At 69.8% G+C, this 19,688-nt stretch carries 17 protein-coding genes; 4 read left to right on the top strand and 13 right to left on the bottom strand.

Annotated elements, in window-relative coordinates; genetic code table 11:
• Nucleotides 1-5: 5 nt before the first annotated feature.
• The gene (locus ABIC28_RS03145; RefSeq protein ID WP_354577459.1) at nucleotides 6-509 is read right to left on the bottom strand and encodes a VOC family protein; all 504 of its coding nucleotides are present in this window, start codon (nucleotides 507-509) and stop codon (nucleotides 6-8) included.
• Nucleotides 510-588: 79 nt separating this feature from the next.
• On the opposite strand from ABIC28_RS03145, the gene ABIC28_RS03140 reads away from it, so the two are divergent.
• The gene (locus tag ABIC28_RS03140) at nucleotides 589-2,358 is read left to right on the top strand and encodes an NTP transferase domain-containing protein (protein WP_354577457.1); all 1,770 of its coding nucleotides are present in this window, start codon (nucleotides 589-591) and stop codon (nucleotides 2,356-2,358) included.
• On the opposite strand, the gene ABIC28_RS03135 is transcribed toward ABIC28_RS03140, so the two are convergent.
• The 8 genes from ABIC28_RS03135 to ABIC28_RS03100 form a co-directional block, all read right to left on the bottom strand.
• The gene (locus ABIC28_RS03135) at nucleotides 2,300-2,983 is read right to left on the bottom strand and encodes a sirohydrochlorin chelatase (RefSeq protein ID WP_502944989.1); all 684 of its coding nucleotides are present in this window, start codon (nucleotides 2,981-2,983) and stop codon (nucleotides 2,300-2,302) included. The genes ABIC28_RS03140 and ABIC28_RS03135 overlap by 59 nt on opposite strands.
• Before the next feature lie 59 nt (nucleotides 2,984-3,042).
• A complete protein-coding gene (locus ABIC28_RS03130) occupies nucleotides 3,043-4,203 on the bottom strand; it encodes a uroporphyrinogen-III synthase (protein ID WP_097210595.1) in 1,161 nt (386 codons plus the stop codon).
• Nucleotides 4,200-4,619, bottom strand: coding sequence for a nitrite reductase small subunit NirD (gene nirD, locus ABIC28_RS03125; protein WP_097210594.1), 420 nt, complete (start codon nucleotides 4,617-4,619; stop codon nucleotides 4,200-4,202). Before nirD ends, ABIC28_RS03130 begins: the two co-directional genes overlap by 4 nt.
• Before the next feature lie 108 nt (nucleotides 4,620-4,727).
• Complete coding sequence (gene nirB / locus ABIC28_RS03120; RefSeq protein WP_354577452.1) at nucleotides 4,728-7,238, bottom strand: nitrite reductase large subunit NirB; 2,511 nt, start codon at nucleotides 7,236-7,238, stop codon at nucleotides 4,728-4,730.
• Nucleotides 7,235-8,755, bottom strand: coding sequence for an FAD-dependent oxidoreductase (locus tag ABIC28_RS03115; RefSeq protein WP_354577450.1), 1,521 nt, complete (start codon nucleotides 8,753-8,755; stop codon nucleotides 7,235-7,237). Before ABIC28_RS03115 ends, nirB begins: the two co-directional genes overlap by 4 nt.
• Nucleotides 8,752-10,923, bottom strand: a complete 2,172-nt coding sequence (locus ABIC28_RS03110) for a molybdopterin oxidoreductase family protein (protein ID WP_097210591.1) — start codon at nucleotides 10,921-10,923, stop codon at nucleotides 8,752-8,754. The genes ABIC28_RS03115 and ABIC28_RS03110 overlap by 4 nt, the downstream gene beginning before the upstream one ends.
• Complete coding sequence (locus ABIC28_RS03105) at nucleotides 10,920-12,299, bottom strand: MFS transporter (protein ID WP_257017132.1); 1,380 nt, start codon at nucleotides 12,297-12,299, stop codon at nucleotides 10,920-10,922. Before ABIC28_RS03105 ends, ABIC28_RS03110 begins: the two co-directional genes overlap by 4 nt.
• 263 nt (nucleotides 12,300-12,562) lie before the next feature.
• Nucleotides 12,563-13,735 carry an MFS transporter gene (locus ABIC28_RS03100; RefSeq protein WP_257017131.1) on the bottom strand — a complete coding sequence of 391 codons (1,173 nt, stop codon included), beginning with the start codon at nucleotides 13,733-13,735 and terminating at the stop codon, nucleotides 12,563-12,565.
• Nucleotides 13,736-13,908: 173 nt separating this feature from the next.
• On the opposite strand from ABIC28_RS03100, the gene ABIC28_RS03095 reads away from it, so the two are divergent.
• Nucleotides 13,909-14,586: a FadR/GntR family transcriptional regulator gene (locus tag ABIC28_RS03095; RefSeq protein ID WP_097210588.1), complete on the top strand. Its 678-nt coding sequence runs from the start codon at nucleotides 13,909-13,911 to the stop codon at nucleotides 14,584-14,586.
• Between the two features lie 4 nt (nucleotides 14,587-14,590).
• On the opposite strand, the gene ABIC28_RS03090 is transcribed toward ABIC28_RS03095, so the two are convergent.
• A complete protein-coding gene (locus tag ABIC28_RS03090; RefSeq protein ID WP_097210587.1) occupies nucleotides 14,591-15,439 on the bottom strand; it encodes a TIGR02569 family protein in 849 nt (282 codons plus the stop codon).
• Nucleotides 15,440-15,495: 56 nt separating this feature from the next.
• Entirely contained in the window at nucleotides 15,496-16,680 is a 1,185-nt protein-coding gene (gene moeZ / locus ABIC28_RS03085; protein WP_209929266.1) for an adenylyltransferase/sulfurtransferase MoeZ, read from the bottom strand.
• A gap of 125 nt (nucleotides 16,681-16,805) precedes the next feature.
• On the opposite strand from moeZ, the gene ABIC28_RS03080 reads away from it, so the two are divergent.
• Nucleotides 16,806-17,252 carry an acyl-CoA thioesterase gene (locus ABIC28_RS03080; protein ID WP_097210586.1) on the top strand — a complete coding sequence of 149 codons (447 nt, stop codon included), beginning with the start codon at nucleotides 16,806-16,808 and terminating at the stop codon, nucleotides 17,250-17,252.
• Between the two features lie 4 nt (nucleotides 17,253-17,256).
• On the opposite strand, the gene ABIC28_RS03075 is transcribed toward ABIC28_RS03080, so the two are convergent.
• Nucleotides 17,257-18,375: a DUF3152 domain-containing protein gene (locus ABIC28_RS03075; protein WP_209928859.1), complete on the bottom strand. Its 1,119-nt coding sequence runs from the start codon at nucleotides 18,373-18,375 to the stop codon at nucleotides 17,257-17,259.
• 253 nt (nucleotides 18,376-18,628) lie between these two features.
• Here ABIC28_RS03075 and fasR point away from each other — a divergent pair, with 253 nt between their 5' ends.
• The gene (gene fasR, locus ABIC28_RS03070; RefSeq protein ID WP_027500149.1) at nucleotides 18,629-19,273 is read left to right on the top strand and encodes an HTH-type transcriptional activator FasR; all 645 of its coding nucleotides are present in this window, start codon (nucleotides 18,629-18,631) and stop codon (nucleotides 19,271-19,273) included.
• A gap of 82 nt (nucleotides 19,274-19,355) precedes the next feature.
• On the opposite strand, the gene ABIC28_RS03065 is transcribed toward fasR, so the two are convergent.
• Nucleotides 19,356-19,586, bottom strand: coding sequence for a DUF3107 domain-containing protein (locus ABIC28_RS03065; protein ID WP_077041048.1), 231 nt, complete (start codon nucleotides 19,584-19,586; stop codon nucleotides 19,356-19,358).
• Between the last annotated feature and the right edge of the window lie 102 nt (nucleotides 19,587-19,688).

Here is a 19,688-nt window from a genome sequence, read left to right as displayed (position 1 = left end):
CGGGGTTACGTCGACGGTTGCACCAGTGGGGCGCCCGCGACGTACTCCATCGCGGCCACGAATTCCGGCTGCTGCGAACGGATCTCGAGTTCTTCGGGCGTCAGATCCACCACGCGGGTCTGAATCCACCACAGGTTGCCCAGCGGATCGCGGACGCGACCGACGCGATCCCCGAAGAAGAGTTCGGTCACCTCCGTGACCGGCGTTGCCCCCGCCTCAAGTGCCTGCAGGAAGGTGGCATCGGCGTCCTCGACGTACAGCCGCAGGAAGCCGGGCGTGTCCGGCCAATCCGGGCGACCGTCGAACATCATCACCACCGAGTCCCCGATCCGCACCTCCGCGTGTCCGATCGCGCCCCCGTACTCGACGCGGGCCAGTTCCTCGGCGTCGAACGCGTCCCGCACGAAGTCGAGCAGCCGCGCGGTGTCCCGGGAGATGATCCAGGGCGTGACGGTGGCGTAGCCCTCGGGGACTGGCCGGACCTGGGTGGATTGCGTCGTCTTTTCCATGCCTCCGACGCTAGGGAGGATCGAGGACAACCGGCGTCCTCAATTCGAATCACCTGCAGATCAATGGGATCATCTATCGATGACCACCGGCGCTCCCTCGGCATACGATGCAGTCATTCTCGCCGGCGGATCCGCCACCCGGATGGGTGGCGTCGACAAGCCCGCGATCGTCATCGCCGGCCGTTCGATGCTGCGCGCCGCGCTCGACGCCGTCGCCGGGGCGGAGCGGGTGGTCGTGGTCGGACCGCACCGCGACGACCTCGCCGCCTCGATCGCACAGACTCAGGAATCGCCTGTCGGCGGCGGCCCGGTCCTCGCGATGGACGCGGGCCTGCTCGAGTTGGGCGGCGGCACCACCCCGGTGGTGGTGATCGCCGCCGACCTACCGTTCCTGTCCGCGGCATCGATCGAGAGCCTGGTCGCGGCGCTAGACCGCGAGCCGAGTGCACCCGCGGCCTTTGCGCTCGACGAATCCGGTCGGGTGCAGTTCCTCCTCGGTGTGTGGCGCCGGGATGCGCTGTCCGCGGGGCTCGACGAGCTCGGGCGCACCGATCTGGCCAACAGGCCGATGAAGACACTGATCCCGGCCGGGTACGTCACCGTTCCCATGGCCGGGATCTCCGACTGCGACACCGAGGCCGATGTCGCAGCCGCCCGGGCGCGCAGCGCCTCCCCCGCCGTCGGTCTCGATGAGGCCAGGCGGGCCGTCCGCGAGGCCGTCGCCATGCTGCCCGCTCGCTCGGCCGCCCCGCTCGCCGCGATCGGGGGGGTGCTGGCGCGACCGATGCTCGCCGCCGACGCGCTGCCCCGGATCGACATCTCGGCGATGGACGGCTACGCCGTATCCGGCGACGGCCCCTGGCAACTCGACACGGCCATCCGCTATGCCGGCTCGGAGGACGAGGTCGAACTCGAACCCGGGCACGCGGTGCGCATCGCCACCGGTGCCCATGTGCCGTCCGGGGCCACCTCCGTCGTGCGCGACGAGCACGTCGAACTCGCGGACACCACGCTGAGCAGGCGCCCGGACGCACCGGTCCGCGACGACACCCGCAGGCGCGGTGAGAACTGGCAGCCGGGTGCACCGCTCGCGGAGGCGGGCGAACCGGTCACCCCCGCCGTCGTCTCGGTGGCGCTCAGCGGCGAGGTCACCGAACTACTGGTCCGTGGGCCCGTCACGGCCCACATCGTGGTGACCGGGGACGAGATCCGCCGGGACGGCCCGTTGCGCACCGGCCAGACCCGGGACAGCCTCGGACCCGTGATGCCGCATTTCTTGTCCTGGTGCGGGATTCGCACGGCCGCCGAATCGCACCTGCGCGACACCGTCGGGGGCTTCGATGAGCTACTGGCGCAGCCGGTTTCGGACACGGGAGCGCAACCCGACCTGATCGTCATCGTCGGCGCGACCGGGGGCGGCGCCGCCGATCACCTGCGGATGGCGCTCACCCGCTGCGGCGCCCGCCTGGTGGTCGGGCGGGTGCGATGCCGGCCGGGCGGTTCGCAGGTGGTCGCGGTGCTGCCGGACGGCCGCATCGTGCTGGGGTTGCCCGGCAACCCCTTCGCGGCGGTCGCCACGCTGCTCATGACGGCGCCTGCCGTGGTCGCCGCGCTCACCGGCGCCCCGGCCCCTACCCGGCCGCGCGCGCCGATCGAGAACGCCGCGGAACTCGCCTCCGACGCCCCTCGGGTCGTCACGGCCACCCGACGGTCAGACGGTCACTGGTACGCGACCGCGCCGGTGGGGACGGCTCACCTCGCCGCGCTGATCGGGGCCGACGCCCTCGCGATCATCGAACCGGCAACGCCTGACGGTGGCTCCGCGGAACTGCTGCCGTTGCCTCGTTGACGGACGCGATGTCCGCGCAGCCGGCGCGATAGCGGTCGGCCAACAGCCGAACCAGAGCCGGGTGCACCCCGAGCGGCTCGGCCACCCCGTCCGATCCGGCATCGACCAGCCTCCGGTGGAACAGGCCGTGCGCCAACAGATACGAGGCGATGAACACCCGGCGGTGACCCGCCGACCGCAGCCCCTCGACCACCTCGAGCACCCGCGGCTCCGCAGTCGCGACGTAGCCGATGTGCACCGTGCTCCGGACCAGTTCCGCGAGCATCATGGCGCCGCGGCGCACGTCGGCCAGCGCGCGCGGATCCGACGATCCGGCCGCCGCGAGCACCACCGCGTCGCCCGGCCGCCAGCCCGCCTCGCGCAGGCGCTCGAACAGCACGGTGGCCAGCACCGGGTCCGGCCCGAGTGCCCTGGTGACGGTCACATCGGGGTGCCCGGAATCGACGACCTCGCGCGGGACGTCCGTGTGCACGTGATACCCCGAGGCGAGAAAGGCGGGCACCACGACGGCGGGCCCGCCGAGGTCGCGGAGCACCTCCGAGGGCGACGGACCGAGGACGTCGACGAAGGCGACGCGGGTGGTGCCCACCTCGTCCGCCACGGCATCGGCGAGCGCGGCGACCATGTCGACGCCGCGCGGGCTCCTGGTGCCGTGCGCGACGAGCACCAGCGCCGGCCCGGCCACTAGTCGTCCCCGCAATCGACCGGGTCGAGCGCGAGACGGTAGCCGCGCTTGACCACCGTCTGCACGATCTTCGGGGCGCCGAGACAGGTCCGCAGCCGCGCGATGGCGGTCTCCACCGCGTGGGTGTCCTCGCCGCCGCCGGGGAGCACGGAGAGCAACTCCTCCCGCGAGACGACCCGTCCGGGCCGGTGCGCCAGTGTTCGCATCAAAGCCATTGCGGCAGGAGCGAGTTGACGAACCTCGCCGTCCACGACGACACATCCGCCCCGCACGCTCACGTCGTGACCCGCCGCGCGCAGGCGCATCGAGCGGCGCGGCAGCTCCTCGGCGATGTGCCGGGCCAGCGACCCGAGCCTCGCCCGCCCCGGCATGGTGCTCGGGACACCGAGCGCCTCGAGCGGCGCCGCGGTCACCGGGCCGACGCAGACCGCGAGCACCCGGGTGCGCAACGAGTTCAGCAACGGATCGATGAGACCGATCTCCTTGGCCCGGATCAGCATCGACGCCACCGCGGGCGCGCTGGTGAAGCTCAGCGCGTCCAGACCCCCTCCGACGGTCAGCTCGATGAGCCGGTCCATCGCGGTGGGGTCGTCGGGCTGGGTCCACCGGTACACCGGAACCGGGACGACCTCGGCCCCGGCCACCCGCAGCACCTCGCAGAAATCGGGCAGCGGCTCCCACTCGGTGGTGGCGCCGTGCAACTGCACGGCGATCCGCTTGCCCTCGACACCCTCGGCCAGCAGGTGATCGATCACCTCGGCCGACGACTCGGAAACCGGGGACCACTCCTCGCGCAGGTCCGCGGCGCGGATCGCGCCCTTTGCCTTCGGACCGCGGGCCAGCAGCCGGGCGGTCGACAGCGCGCCGCCCAACTGCTCGGCGAGGCCCCAGCCATCGGCGGCCTCCATCCAGCCGCGGAACCCGATTCCGGTGGTCGCGACCGCGATCTCGGGCGGGTTGTCGATCAGTTCCCTGGTCACCCTTTCCAGCTCGGCATCGTCGACGAGCGGGATGATCCGGATCGCGGCCGCGTGCACGACGGTGGCACCGCGACGGGTCAGCAGGGTGGTGAACTCCTCCGATCGCCTGGCCGCGGTCACCCCCACGGTGAAACCGGACAGAGGCTCACCGACCTGCGGCACCGCCTTGCCCTCGCTCATGCGCTGTCCGCCACGGCAGACGAGGTGCTGTGGACCTGGACCATGCCCGCCCAGACCCGCACGTCGTACACCGGCAGCCGGACGGACTCGTCGTCGAGGCAGCGCCCGTCGACGAGCGAGAACACCTGCTTGAGCAGGGGCGAGACCACGATGGGCTCGCCTGCCCTGTCCCCGACCAGGCCGCGCGACATCACCGCCGCGCGCCCGAAGGGGTCGATGTTCCCCACTGCGTAGAGCGAGCCGTCCTCCATGAGGAACAGGGCTGCCTGCTCGCCCCCCCGAATCAACACCGCGACACCGAGCCCCGGGATGAGGTGGCTGAGCGGGCAGGCCGAGGTCCATTCGAGTCGTCCGTCGTTGACGCTCTCGCGTCCGGGTCCGGTCACGTTGTGCGCCTTCATCTCGATAACGGTCATCATCGTGGTCCTCCTGTAATGCAGGCTTACTTTCTACTTTTCCGGTGTTACCTGGGCGTTAAGCCGTGATTCCCTCGGGGTAAGCAGGTTCTGAGCGGTCGTCATCCGCTACTGGGAGATCGTGGCTGGCATCGGCGGAATCCCCATCAGGACCGGGATCTTGCGATCGCCGGACTCGTCGAACACCACGGTCGGGTCGGCCTCCTCCGGTGCGTTGACGAAGGACACGAAGCGCGAGAGCTTCTCCGGATCGTCGAGCACGCCAGCCCACTCGTCCTGGTAGCCCTCGACGTGCTTGGCCATGGCCGCCTCGAGCTCCTCGGCGATACCAAGGCTGTCCTCGCAGACCACGGCCTTGAGGTGATCGAGGCCGCCCTCCATAGCCTCCACCCACGGCGCGGTGCGCTGCAACCGGTCGGCGGTGCGGACGTAGAACATCAGGTACCGGTCGATGTAGCGGATCAGCGTCTCGTCGTCTAGACCACTGGCCAGCAGCTGCGCGTGCTTGGGCGACTGGCCGCCGTTGCCGCCGACGTAGAGGTTCCAGCCGTTCTCGGTGGCGATGACGCCGACGTCCTTGCCGCGGGCCTCCGCACACTCACGCGCGCACCCGGAGACACCGAACTTGATCTTGTGCGGGGAACGCAAACCGCGGTAACGGTTCTCGAGTCCGACGGCCATGCCAACGGAGTCCTGGACGCCGTACCGGCACCAGGTGGATCCGACACAGCTTTTCACCGTGCGCAGCGACTTGCCGTAGGCCTGACCGGACTCCATGCCGGCGTCGACCAGTCGCTTCCAGATCGCGGGCAGCTGCTCGACGCGGGCACCGAACAGATCGATGCGCTGGCCACCGGTGACCTTGGTGTACAGACCGAAATCCCGTGCCACCTCACCGATCACGATCAGCTGCTCGGGTGTGCACTCGCCACCGGGCATCCGCGGCACCACCGAGTAGGTGCCGTTCTTCTGGATGTTGGCCAGGAAGTGGTCGTTGGTGTCCTGCAGCGAGGCCTGGTTCCTGTGCAGGATGTGATCCGAATCGGTCGAGGCCAGGATCGAGGCGACCACAGGCTTGCAGATGTCGCATCCGCTTCCGGTGCCGAACTTGGTGATCAGCGCGGAGAAGGTGCGGGTACCGGTCGCCATCACGATCTCGAACAGCTCCGCGCGCGACTGCTCAAAATGCTCGCAGAGAGCCTTCGACATCACCACGCCGGACGAGGCCAGTAGCTGCTTGATCGTGGGCAGGCACCCCCCGCAGGTGGTTCCCGCGTTGGTGCAGCTCTTGACGGACGCGATGTCGCAGGCGCCCTCGGCGATCGCACCGCAGATGGCGCCCTTCGTGACGCCGTTGCAGGAGCACACCTCGGCATCGTCGGGCAGCGATCCGGCGCCGGGCTTCTCGCCCGCAGGCGAGATCAGCGACGCCGGGTCGCCGGGGAGCTCGCGTCCCACCAGGGGCCGCAGTGACGCGTACGCGGACGCGTCGCCGACGAGGATGCCGCCGAGCAGGATCTTGGCGTCGTCGGACACCACGAGCTTGGCGTAGGTGCCCTTGGCCGCGTCGCTGAGGACCACCTCGAGCGCACCGGGCGTCTGCGCGTGCGCGTCACCGAAACTGGCGACGTCCACCCCCATCAGCTTGAGCTTGGTGGACAGGTCCGCGCCAGGGAACTCGGCCGCGCCGCCGAGCAGCCGATCGGCCACGATCTCGGCGGTGGTGTAGCCGGGCGCCACCAGGCCGTACGCGACGCCCTCGACGGCCGCGCACTCGCCGACGGCGTAGACGGCCTCGTCGGAGGTCCGGCAGCCGAGATCGGTGAGGATGCCGCCGCGTTCACCGACCTCGAGTCCGGCCGCACGGGCCAGCTGATCCTGCGGCCGGATGCCCGCGGAGAACACCAGCAGCGCCGCCTCGATCACCGATCCGTCCGAGAGCTCGACGCTCACGCCGTCGGGCCCCTCGGTGATGGCGGCGGTGCCGACGCCCGCGTGCACGGTCACGCCGAGGTCGGTGACCAGCCGCGCCAGCAGCGCGCCGCCGCCCTCGTCGACCTGCAGCGGCATCAGCCGCGGGGCGAACTCGACCACATGCGGGGTCATGCCCATCAGCCGGAGCGCATTGGCCGCCTCCAGGCCCAGCAGGCCGCCACCGACGACGACGCCGACCGCCCCCGGACCCGCCTTCTCCGCGGTGGCGCGGATACCGTCGAGATCGTCGAGGGTGCGGTACACGAAGCACTCGGGTCGGTCGTGGCCGGGAATCGGCGGCACGAACGGGTACGAGCCGGTGGCCATGACGAGGGCGTCGTAGCCGAGGGTGTCGCCGGCGCCGGTGGTGACGGTGCGTGCGGTGCGGTCGATCGCGACAGCCCGCTCGCCGGTCCGCAGGTCGACCAGCGGGTCACCGGCGTAGTCGTTGCCCGCGAGCGCCAGTTCCTTTGCGTCCCAGGACCCGACGTACGAGGATAGGCCGACCCGGTCGTAGGCGGGCAGCGCCTCCTCACACAGAACGGTCACTCGCCACTGGGCGTCCTCGTCCCGCGCGCGCAGCGCCTCGACGAATCGATGGCCGACCATTCCGTGCCCGATCACCACTACCGACTTGTTGTTCATGCTGCGCCCTCTTCTTCGATCGATGGTGTTTCGTGTGCTGGTTGGTCTCTTGGTTCCGGATCCGAGTTACGTAGCCATTCGCAGATGCCATGGACGACGGAGCTGCAACCGCCGCAGCCGGTGGTCGCCCTGGTTTCCGTGGCCATGGCCGCCACGCTGCGCGAGCCCGCCTTCCACGCCGTGGTCAGCTGCGACTTGGTCACCGAGTTGCACCTGCAGACCACAGCCGACCCCGGCATGGTGGCCGGGCTCGCCACCTCGACGCCCGCGCCCGATCCGCGGCCGATGAGAAGCGACATCCGATCCACCGGAACCGGCAGCTGCGCGTCGAACAGCTGGGTCAGGGTGCCGACCACGTCGGGGTTTCCCAGCAGCACCGCCCCGACCACCCGGTCCTCCCGCACCACGACCTTCGCGTAGCGCCCCCGGGTCGGGTCGGCCAGGGTCAGCACCTCGCTGTGGCTGCAGTGCATCTCGGCGCTGATGTCGCCCATCGAGGCGAGGTCGATGTCGTGCGCCTTGAGCCGCGTCACGTTCGCGGTCCCGTGGTAGGTGGCGAATCGGTTCTCGCCCGCGAGCCGCTCGGCCACCACCGCGGCCTGCTCCCAACCCGGCTGCACCAGTCCGTAGACCTCGCCACGGTGCTGCGCGCACTCCCCGATGGCAGAGACGCGCGGGGCGCTGGTTCGCAGCAGGTCGTCGACCACGATGGCCTGATCGATCGCGATGCCCGCGGACTCGGCCAGCGACACCTCCGGCCGGATCCCCGCGGACAGCACCAGCAGATCGGCGGGCAATTCGGTCTCGTCGTCGAGCACCACGGTCCGGTTCTCTGCGTCGCGGGCGACCGCCCTGCGACCGAGCACCATCCGCATGCCGAGCTCGGTGAGCACCCGGGTCAGCACCGCGCCGCCCGCGGGGTCGAGCTGGCGCTCCATCGGAAAGTCCTTGGGGTGCACCACCGTGACGTCCATGCCACGCATCAGCAGTCCGCGGGCCGCCTCCAGTCCGAGCAGGCCGCCGCCCAGCACGACGGCACTGGAACCGCCGGCGGCCGCGGCGATGATCTGGTCGCAGTCGCCGATCGTGCGGAACGCGGCGACGCCGTCGACCAGCGTGCCCGACTCGTCCACCGCGCCCGCGATCGGCGGGATGAACGATCGGCTACCGGTCGCCAGCACCAACTCGTCGTAGCCCATCTCCTCGTGACCGGCCCCGGTGCCGTCGTCGCAGCGCACGGTCCGTGCGGCCGTGTCGATGCCGGTCACCCGGACACCGGAGCGGACGTCGATGCCCTGACGCTCCCACCAGCCGTCCGGCTTGAGCCGGGTGTCGCGGCCGGTGATGCTGCCCGCCAACACGTTCGAGAGCAGGATGCGGTTGTAGGCGGGGTGCGCCTCGGCACCGATCACCACGATGTCGAGCCGCGCTCCGTCCGGGTCCCGTCGCCGCAGTTCCTCCGCCAGTCGCGAGCCGGCCATGCCGTTGCCCACCACCACGATTCGGGTCCTGGTCATGCCATCGCCTCCGTGTCTGATGTCGACTGACGTATCGTCTCCAGCCTCACCGCACATGCCTTGAACTCCGGCATCCCGCTCGTCGGGTCGAGAGCCGGGTTGGTCAACAGGTTCGCCCGACCGGAGCCGGCGAAATGGAACGGCAGGAACACGGTGTCGAGCCGCATGCTGTCGTCGCAGCGCACAGTCGCCTCGGTCCGGCCCCGCCTGCTCACCACGGCGGCCTGCTGACCCTCGACGAGGCCCACCCGGTGCGCGGTGTCGGGGTGCACCTGCACGAACATCCCGCCCGCAGCGCGGACCAGTTCGTCGATCCGGCGGGTCTGCGCCCCGGACTGGTAGTGCGCGAGGACCCGTCCCGTCGTGGCCACCAACGGGAACTCGGCGTCCGTCCCCTCGCTCGGCCCACGGTGCTCCACCGCGACGAAACGCGCACGGCCGTTCGGGGTCTCGAATCGATCAAGAAACAAACGCGGTGTCCCGGGGTGCTCGGGCTCGCCCGCTGGGGTGGCCGGGCACGGCCAGTGCAGCGCGGCGCCCTCGTCCAGCCGGGCGTAGCTGATCCCCGAGTAGTCCGCGACCCCGCCCGCGGAGGCCAACCGGAGCTCTTCGAAGACGGCCTCGGGATCGGTTCCGAACCGACCCGCGGGCTGACCGAGACGGCGCGCGAGCCCAGCCAGCACCTCGAGCTCGGAACGCGGTCCCTCGGGGGCGGGCACGGCGGCCTTGCGGCGCAGCACCCTGCCCTCGAGGCTGGTCATGGTGCCCTCTTCCTCTGCCCACTGCAGGACCGGCAGGACGACGTCCGCCATGGCGGCGGTCTCCGAGAGCAGGAAGTCGTTGACGACCAACAGGTCCAGCGCGGACAGTCGGTCCACGACATGGCCGGCTCGGGGAGCCGACACCGCGAGGTTCGCCCCGTGCACCATCAGCGCGCTCGGCCCGCCGGGCGTGCCGATCGACTCGAGCAGCTCGTACGCGCTCTTGCCCGGGCCGGGCAGCTCGGCGGGGTCGATGCCCCACACCTGCGCGACATGCACCCGCGCGGCGGGATCTGTGATCTTGCGGTAGCCGGGCAGCTGATCCGCCTTCTGCCCGTGCTCGCGACCGCCCTGCCCGTTGCCCTGCCCGGTGATGGCGCCGTAACCGCTGCCCCGGCGGCCGGGCAGCCCGAGGGCAAGGGCCAGGTTGATCACGGCCGAGACGGTGTCGGTCCCGGTCGCGTGCTGCTCGGCTCCCCTGGCCGTCAGGATGTAGGCACCAGCGTCGGACTGCTGTGCGCGCCACAGGATCTCCACCGTGCGGCGCAGCGCGCTCACCGGCACCCCGGTGACCCGCTCGGTGCGCTCGGGCCACCACTGCGCGGCGGCCAGCCAGGCATCGTCGAATCCCTCGGTGCGGGCGCCGACGAAGTTGTGGTCGATCCGGCCGTCGAGCACGGCCAGGTGCAGCAGGCCCAGTGCCAGCGGCAGGTCGGTGCCCGGGCTCAACTGCAGGTGCACCCCGCCGCCTGCGAGCGCGCGTTCCACGGTGGCCGTGCGCCGGGGGTCCGCGACGATGAGTCCGCCCGCGTCCGCCGCGGTCGCGAGGTGACCGACGAACGGCGGCATGGTCTCGGCGACGTTGCCGCCCAGGATCAGGATCGCCCGCGCCGCACCGAGATCGGCCACGGGGAAGGGCAGACCGCGGTCGAGCCCGAAGGCCTTGCCACCCGCTGCCGCCGCCGAGGACATGCAGAACCGGCCGTTGTAATCGATGTTCGAGGTGCGCAGCGCCACCCGGGCGAACTTGCCCAGCTGGTACGCCTTCTCGTTGGTGAGCCCGCCGCCGCCGAAGATGGCAACGGCGTCGCGCCCGCCTTTTGCCTGCGCCGCCGCGAAGCCGTCGGCCACGATGTCGAGCGCGGTGTCCCAGCTCGCGGGGGTCAGTTCCCCGTCCCGGCGCACCAGCGGTGCGGTGAGCCGGTTCGGGTTCCGCAGCAGTTCCGCACTGGTCCAGCCCTTCTGGCACAGCCCGCCCCGGTTGGTGGGGAAGCTCCGACCCGTGACCGTCGCGGTCAGGGCCTGATCCGTTGCCGAGGAGTCCCGCGCGATGTTCATCGCGCACTGGAGTCCGCAGTACGGGCAGTGGGTGGGGGTGGAGACCAGTGACGGAACTGCGATGGTCATACCAGCACCGACTCCTCGGTCTCGGTGACGTCCCTGGCCGCCGGGCGGCGCAGGAACACCACATAGGTGACGACGATGCAGGCCAGGTAGAAGCCGAAGAAGACCCAGAACGCCATGGTCGCGGACTTGGCCGGGCTCAGGTACGAGGCCCGGAGCACCAGGTTGATGCCGACGCCGCCGAGTCCACCGATCGCGCCCGCGAACCCGATCAGCGCGCCTGACATGCTGCGGGACCAGGAGGCCTTCTCGACCTTGCTGAGCTCGTCCATGCCCTGGGCCTTGGCCTCGAAGATGGACGGGATGATCTTGTACACCGAGCCGTTGCCGACGCCGGACAGGATGAACAGCGCGATGAAGCCCAGGACCAGGATGGCCAGCGTGCCGGTGGTCGCGGGGCCCGCCGCACGGTCGTCGAGGGTGCTCGCGCCGACCACGACCGCCGCGGCCAGCGCCATCGCCGAGAAGGTGTACAGCGTGATCTTGCCGCCGCCGACGCGGTCCGCGAGCTTGCCACCGATCGGCCGGGCGATCGAGCCGAGCAGCGGTCCGATGAACGCGATCTGTGCGGCGTGCAGCGCGGCCTGGGCGGGGGTGTCGCCGCCTGCCAGGAAGTTGATCTGCATGACCTGGCCGAAGGCGAAGCTGTAGCCGATGAAGGAACCGAAGGTGCCGATGTACAGGAAGCTGATGACCCAGGAATCGCGGAACTTGAGCGCCTTGCCCATCGCCCGCAGGTCGGCCTTCTGGTTGCCGAGGTTGTCCATGAACAGCGCGGCGCCGATCGCGGCGATGCCGACGAAGACCAGGTAGATCGAGCAGACGATCCAGGGCTCGGTGTTACCGACGGTGGCGATCACGAGCAGACCGATGAGCTGGATCAGCGGCACGCCGATGTTGCCGCCGCCCGCGTTCAGGCCGAGGGCCCAGCCCTTGAGGCGCTGCGGGTAGAAGGCGTTGATGTTCGTCATCGAGGACGCGAAGTTGCCGCCGCCGACTCCGGCGAGGGCCGCCACCAGCAGGAACGTGGTGTAGGAGGCGCCTGGGTTCAGCATCAGCACCAGGGTCAGCACCAGGGGGATGAACAGGACCAGCGCGCTGAACACGGTCCAGTTGCGCCCGCCGAACCGCGCGGTCGCGACGGTGTAGGGGATGCGGAGGATGGAGCCGACCAGGGTCGGGACCGCCACCAGGAAGAACTTGCCCGCAGGGTCGATGCCGTAGACATCGGTCGGCATGAACAGGATCATCACCGACCAGATGGACCACACCGAGAAGCCGACATGCTCCGCGATGACCGACCAGACGAGATTGCGCTTGGCGATGTCCTTGCCGCCGGCCTCCCAGGCCTCGACGTCCTCGGCATCCCATTCCGCGATGTAGTGCTTGCGATTCGAGAACTTGTCCTCGAGCGCGCCGGCTGTTGCCGTGGCTTCGTCCGAACGTGTGGTCACCGGGTCTCCTCTATGCGTGGGAGACCTAAAGGTACGAGTCGGATGTTGCCGAGGTGCTGCCGGCAATGACTCCGGAATGAACTTGCGCTCACGAACGCGGAGGCCGGTTGGTGAGGACGTTTCCGCAGGTAAACGCCGTGTTACGGCGTGTGACGACCGCTCACAGCAGGGTCAAGATGTGACAGGTGTCACAACCAGCTGTCCTCGAGGAACCTCGGTTTGCACGCCACGTAGCCCGCGACCAGGATCACCGCGACCGCGCCGAGCAACAGGGCGAACGGCCAGGTCCAGCCGCCGGTCAGGTCGTGCAGGATGCCGAACAGCAGCGGGCCGATGCAGGCCACCGCATACCCGAGCCCCTGGGTGAAGCCGGAGAGCGCGGCCGAGCCGGCCGCGGTGCGGGTACGCAGGTTGATCAGCGTCAACGACATGGGGAACGTGCTCGGGCCGAGGCCGACCAGCAGGATCCACAGCACCGGGGCCGCCATGGGCGCGAACAGCAGACCGGCGAATCCGGCCAGGTAGAACACGGCACAGGCGACCACGACGGGGTACGGGTTGGCAATCCGCGCGCACAGCGTTGGCGCCCCGATCGCCGCGATGAATCCGACCGCGGAGAACAGCGCGACCATGGCACCGCCGAATGCCGCGCTCGCGCCGGCCTCGGTCAGGATCTTCGGCACCCAGGTGAACATCGAGTACGTGATCAGCGAGGTCATACCGAACATCCCGGCCATCCCCCAGGCCACGGGCGAGCGCCACGCACGACCGCGCTCGCCGTGCTCCGTGTGCGGTTCCGCGGAGGTGTCGACACGGTCTCGGCCGCGCCTGCTGATCACGATGCCGACCCAGGGCAGGGCCGCAGCGAAGGCCAGCAAGGACCACAGCCCGAGCGAGACGCGCCACCCGTAGGCGTCCGCGACCGGCACCGCGACGAGCGCGGGAAGGAAGGTGCCGACCTGCACACAGGTGATGTAGATCGTGCTCATCATCGCGACGCGGTCGGAGAAATAGCGCTTGACCAGCGGCGGGATCACCACGTTGCCGATCCCCATGCCACCGAGGGCCAACGCGGAGAGCGCGAGCAGGGCCGCGGTGTCGGACACCATCGAGCGGGTCGCGATCCCGATGCCGGTCATCAGCATCGCCCCGAGCGCCACCCGCTCCAGGCCGAACGTCAGGGCCAGCCGGGGCGTGAGCAGCCCGAAGACGGCGAACATCGCCGTGGGCAGCATCCCGAAGACACCGACGATGGTGGACCCGAACCCGACGTCCCTGCTGATCTCGTCGAGCAGCGGGGTCAGGGAGGTGACGGCGGTGCGGAGCGTGAGCGCGGAGAGCACGATCGCGACCAGCACCATCAGCCGGCCGGTGACCAGTGCGCGGCGGTCGATCGGGTGCCGATGCCGTTCGGTTGCTTGCACGGACACCGCACACCTCGTTCCCTCAACAAATGATCGCAAAATCATAGGATGAATGGATGATCCGATGCAACTGAGTATGATGCGCAGACGTCTTACCAGAGAGGGACCGCGTGCAACCCGTACGACGAACAAGCCTCATCGCGCAGGTCACCGACCAGCTGCGCGCGGAGATCGTGGCCGGCCGCTGGCCGACCGGCTCTCGGATTCCGACCGAGCCGGAACTCGCCGAGCTGACGGGGACCGGGCGCAACACGGTCCGCGAAGCGGTCCAGGCGCTCGTGCACGCGGGCATGCTCGAACGACGCCAGGGTTCGGGCACCTACGTGATCACCACCAGCGACCTCGGCGGGACGCTCGGCAAGTACTTCGCGGCCGCGCACGAGCGGGACATCCTCGAGTTGCGTCAGGCCCTGGACGTCACCGCGGCCGCCCTCGCCGCGCGGCGCCGCGACGACACCGACATCGCAACCCTGCGCGATCTGCTCGCGCGCCGGAACCTGCTCTGGTCGCCCGTCGAGGGCGCGGCCGACACGACGGCCGCCGTCGCCGCCGATCTCGCCCTGCATCGCGCGATCGTCGCGGCCAGCCACAACGAGGTGTACCTCGAGTTCTACGACTCGTTACTGCCCGCCATCGAGCAGACCATCCTCCGCCACCCCGTCGCGGCCGAGAACTCCTACGAACCCGAGCACGACCAGCTCGTGCAGGCCGTCATCGACGGCGACAGCGAGCGCGCGGCGACCGCGGCGCGCCGGTTCCTCACCGAACTCCTCGCCCACCGCACCTGAGTCGCTAGAGCATCAACCGGATCAGGTCCGCGGTGCGGACCAGGCCAGGCAGCGCCTCCGCCGTCGAGCGCGGATGCAGCGCATGCACCGCCAGACGGAACATCAGGGCGCGCAACAGCATCTGCGGCCATTCCGGCAGATCTTCCCACCGGGCGATCAGCTCCGCGTCGGCTCCGCCCCAGGACAGCGCGTCCACCACGACGACCCCGGCCGCCCAGGCCACGGGCCGCCAGTACGGGGTGATGTCGGTGATGCCGGGTGCCTCCGAGCCGGAGAACAGGACGGTGCCGAAGAGGTCGCCGTGCACCAGCTGATCGGGGCTGCGCACCGGCTTGCGCAGGGTCGCGAGCTGCCCGATCAGCTCCACACTGGTTCGGCCGTCGTCCGTGACCGCCTCGAACTGGCCCTTGACCGCCCGTAGGGGAACCTGCTCCCACGCGGCCCGATCGGCCGCGACGAACACGTCGACGTCCGCCCACGGCGCCACCGGGGGCTGCACCAGGAACCGAGGCCGCTCGAGGGGCGCGGTCGCCGCGTGCAGCCGCATCGACAGCGAGACCACCTCGTCGTGCCGCGGCTCCGGCGAACCGCCGATGAATGTGTCTGCCCGCCATCCCGATACGACGTAGCGTCCGTCTGTTGCCCGGACCGGCCTCGCGATCCGCACCCCGTCCGCGGTCAGCGTCTCGCGCACCTTCGCCGACCATGCGGCGCGGGCGTGGTCGGCGACCGGCGAGAGGACGACATCACCGCAACGCCAACCGCCGTCCCAGTCGGCTCCGAGCGGAATCGGAACCGTCTCGCGCAGACCGAAGGTGGAGCGCACGTGCTCGGGAGGTTCGACAGAGCTCACGTCAACAACGCTACCGCCGTCAGGCCTGTCGCCGTCCCTGACGCGCCGGGTCTGCCTCAGTACACCGGCAGGGACTTGTCCACCTGGTTCGCCCAGGCGATCACGCCGCCCTGCAGATGGGTCGCATCGGCGAAGCCCGCCTTCTTCAGTGCGGCCAGTGCCTCGGCAGACCTGATGCCGGTCTTGCAGTGCAGCACGATCGGCCGGTCCTGGGGCAGCTCCGCGAGCGCCTCACCGGAGAGGATGCGGTCCTTGGGGATGAGCGTCGCCCCCGGCAGGTGGACGATGTCCCACTCCACCGGTTCGCGGACGTCGACGATCTCGATCTCCTTGCCCGCGGCCAACATCGCGGCCAGTTCGGGCGCCGTGATCGTCGAGTCCGCGGCCGCGGCCACACCCTCATCGGACACCACGCCGCAGAACGCGTCGTAGTCGATGAGCTCGGTGATCGGCTCCCGGGCCGGGTCACGGCGCAGCTTGATGGTGCGATAGCTCATCTCGAGGGCGTCGTACACCATGAGCCTGCCGAGCAGCGACTCCCCGATTCCGGTGATGAGCTTGATCGCCTCGGTGGCCATGATCGACCCGATCGAGGCGCAGAGCACGCCGAGCACGCCACCCTCGGCGCACGACGGCACCATCCCCGGCGGCGGCGCCTCCGGGTACAGGTCCCGGTAGTTCAGCCCGCGTCCGTCCGGGGCGTCCTCCCAGAAGACCGACGCCTGCCCCTCGAACCGGTAGATCGAGCCCCAGACGTACGGCTTGCCCGCGAGCACCGCGGCATCGTTGACCAGGTAACGGGTGGCGAAGTTGTCGGTGCCGTCGAGGATCAGGTCGTACTGCGCGAACAGCTCCACCGCGTTGTCGGGCTCGAGCCGGAACTGGTGCAGCCGCACCTCGACGTTGGAGTTGATCTCGAGGATGGAGTCACGAGCGCTCTCGGCCTTGGGCCTGCCGACGTCGTCCTGCCCATGGATGACCTGGCGCTGCAGGTTGGACTCGTCGACCTCGTCGAACTCGACGATGCCGATGGTGCCGACGCCCGCTGCGGCCAGGTAGAGCAGCGCAGGCGACCCGAGCCCACCCGCGCCGATCACCAGCACCCGGGCGTTCTTGATCCGCTTCTGCCCCACCATGCCGACGTCGGGGATGATCAGGTGCCTGCTGTAGCGCGCCACCTCGGCGCGACTCAGCTCGGCCGCGGGTTCGACCAGCGGCGGCAATGAGTTCTTGGACTTCAGGTCAGACACGACGGCTCCTACGGTCTACGCGCTCACGCAGCTACAACGCTCCGCACGAGTCCATTCTTCCCCCGGTCGGTTACGGTCGGTCGCCCTGGTACGCACGATGTTCGCGAGGAGTCCCGATGAGCACCGCCCCGACCCCGACCACCGATCCGGTCTCCTACCGCGCCGAGGTGCCGGTGCGGTGGTCGGACATGGACGTCTTCCAGCACGTCAACCACGCCAGGATGGTGACCCTGCTCGAAGAGGCCCGGATCGACTGGCTGCGCAGCGTCGGCCCGGAGGCGTCCGAGTTGCTCGGGACCTCGGTGGTGGCACACATCGACGTGCGGTACCGCTCCCCGCTCACCCACGCGGACAGCCCGCTGTCGGTCACGATGTGGATCGAGCGATTGCGCACCGTCGACGTGACCGTGCGCTACGAGGTGCGCGCGGCAACGGCGCAGGCGGATTCCCGGCCGGCCGTCGAGGCCGTCACCCAGCTGGCCCTCGGCGATCCGCACACCCAGCGGCTGCGCCGCCTGACCGCGGACGAACGCGCGCTCCTCGCGACCTGGGTACGGGGCTAGTCGACTAGCCGCGCGGGTGCGGCCAGGGGTTGAACCGGCAGGTCTTGCCGTCCATCGGCACCACACCCTCCGGGTCGAGCTTGGCGATGTCGTTGTTCGAGGTGCCGAAGGTCTGCTGCATCATCACCGGTGCCAGTCCCCCGTCCGACTCGCAGGGCTGATGGTCCTGATAGCCGATGGCGTGACCGACCTCGTGGTTGATCTGGTACTGCCGGTATGAGCCGATGTCGCCCTGGAAGGAAATCGCGCCGCGGACCCAGCGCGGCTCGTTGAGGACCACCCGGTTGATCGACGGGTTGTAGCAGGAGACCTCGAGTTCGATGTCGTATCCGCAGGCCTGGCGAACGGTCATCTGAGACGTCAGCGACACCCTGAACGAGGGTTCGCCGCTGTCGATCCGGCGGACCGCGAACCGCTGGTCCTTGGTCCAGCTCTTCGGGTTGGCCAGGGTCTGGTCCACCATCCGGCCGAACGCCTCGTCGCCGCCGAAACCGGACGTGTCGACGCCGTCCTCGACCTCGACGGTGTACGTGAAGACCTGCTCGGTGCCCTGCCCCGCCTGCCCGGTGCCACCTGGGATCACGTGCCACGTGCCCGCGCCCTGAGCTGTGAACGGTCCGCCGTCCGGGAGGGCGCCGGACGGGATCGTCGCGGCGAAGTTGCCGTCGGCCTGCGGCGGTACGCCGATCACGTCGGTGCCGTCGGTGGCCGTGCTGAGTGCACCGAGACCCGGGCCGTCGCCGGTCTCCGATTCGGGGGAGCTGCCGCCGCCGCGGATCGCGTCGACGGCGACCAGCACGGTGACCACCAGCAGGATCGGGATCGCGTACGCCCGCCATCCGTACACGGAGACGAACTTGCCGAGCTTGCTCTGCTTACGGGCCTGACGTTCCGGTCTCGGGGCGCGGGGTCGTCCCGGCTCGCGACTGGTGGGATCCCATTGCGCTCGAAGCGGCTGATGGGAGCCGGTCTCACGGCGCCCGTAACGCTCGTCGTCGGGGTACCGATCGTCTCGGTAGTCGTCGCCTGCGCGCGTGGCCGAGTAGCGGTCGTCGGGGTAGTCACTGTCGCCGGAGCGACGCGGAGCGTCGCCCCGCAACCGCGGTCCACCTCGATCTGTCACGGAGCCAGAATCTCACAGACCGGCGCCACGGCGATTCGGCGCGCCGAACGTCGCCCCGACCGGGCACCCGACGGCGACATGCCGACACCGACCGCATCACCTGGAATACTCACTTACACAGCATGCGCCATTGTGAGGGTGGCCCGGCGATCGTCCGGGTATCGTTCGATGACTTTGTGCACTCAGTGCAGTGAGCACCCTCACGGCACCGCACGGGTCAGTGATGGTGGATAGGCAGCAGATTGGGAGCACGATGACAGAACTCGCGGATCGGGCCGCAGCACCAGCCGGCCAGACCACCAAACGCAGCACCCGCCTTCCCCGCGACGCGCGGCGGTTGCAGCTGCTCCAGGCCGCGAGCGAGGTCTTTGTCACCAGGGGCTATCACGCTGCGGGCATGGACGAGATCGCCGAGTGCGCGGGTGTCAGCAAGCCCGTGCTGTACCAGCACTTCCCCGGCAAGCTCGACCTCTACCTCGCGGTGCTGCAGAGCTACGTGGACAGCCTGATCTCGGGCGTGCGGCAGGCCCTTCGGTCGACCACCGACAACAGGCAGCGCGTCCGCGCTGCCGTGCAGGCCTTCTTCGATTTCGTCGACAACGACAGCCAGGGCTACCGGTTGGTGTTCGAGTCCGACGTGATGGGTGACCCGCAGGTCCTTGCGCGGGTCGACCAGGCCACCGAGGCCTGCGTTGACGCCGTCTTCGACCTGGTCAGCCACGACTCGGGACTCGATCCCTATCGCGCCCGCATCCTCGCGGTCGGGCTCGTCGGCACCAGCCAGTTCACCGCGCGCTACTGGCTGCAGGCCAACCGGCCGATCCCCAAGGAGGAGGCCGTCGACACCACCGTCGTGCTCGCCTGGGGCGGACTGTCACACGTGCCGCTGCAGCACTGAACCGCGCGACACGAACCACACAGGCACATACGAGAACGGGGCGCGGATGACCGCGCCCCGTTTCTTCGTCCGCTTCGTCAGATCAGCTGGTCGCGGCGAACCCGACCTTGCGGCTGTCCGACGGTCCGATCTCCACGTACGCGACCTTGCTGGCCTGGATCAGGAACTTGCGTCCCTTGTCGTCGACGAGCGCCAGCACGCCGCCCTCGCCGCCGAGTGCGCCCGCGACCAGGGCCTCGACCTCTTCGGATGTCTGTTCGCTGTTCACGATGAGCTCGCGCGGGCTGTCAGAAACACCGATCTTGACCTCCACGGCCAACCTCCGAAATCTCGTGCCATCACTACCGAAGCCCAAGGCTAGTGCAGCCGCTCGCCGCCGCGCCCGCGCTGTGCGTGTGCTGAGAGCGAACAGCAG

Origin of the sequence: Rhodococcus sp. PvR044 (assembly GCF_040548995.1) — a bacterium.
GTDB lineage: Bacteria > Actinomycetota > Actinomycetes > Mycobacteriales > Mycobacteriaceae > Rhodococcus_G > Rhodococcus_G oryzae.
This window is presented reverse-complemented; position numbering and strand designations above follow the sequence as displayed.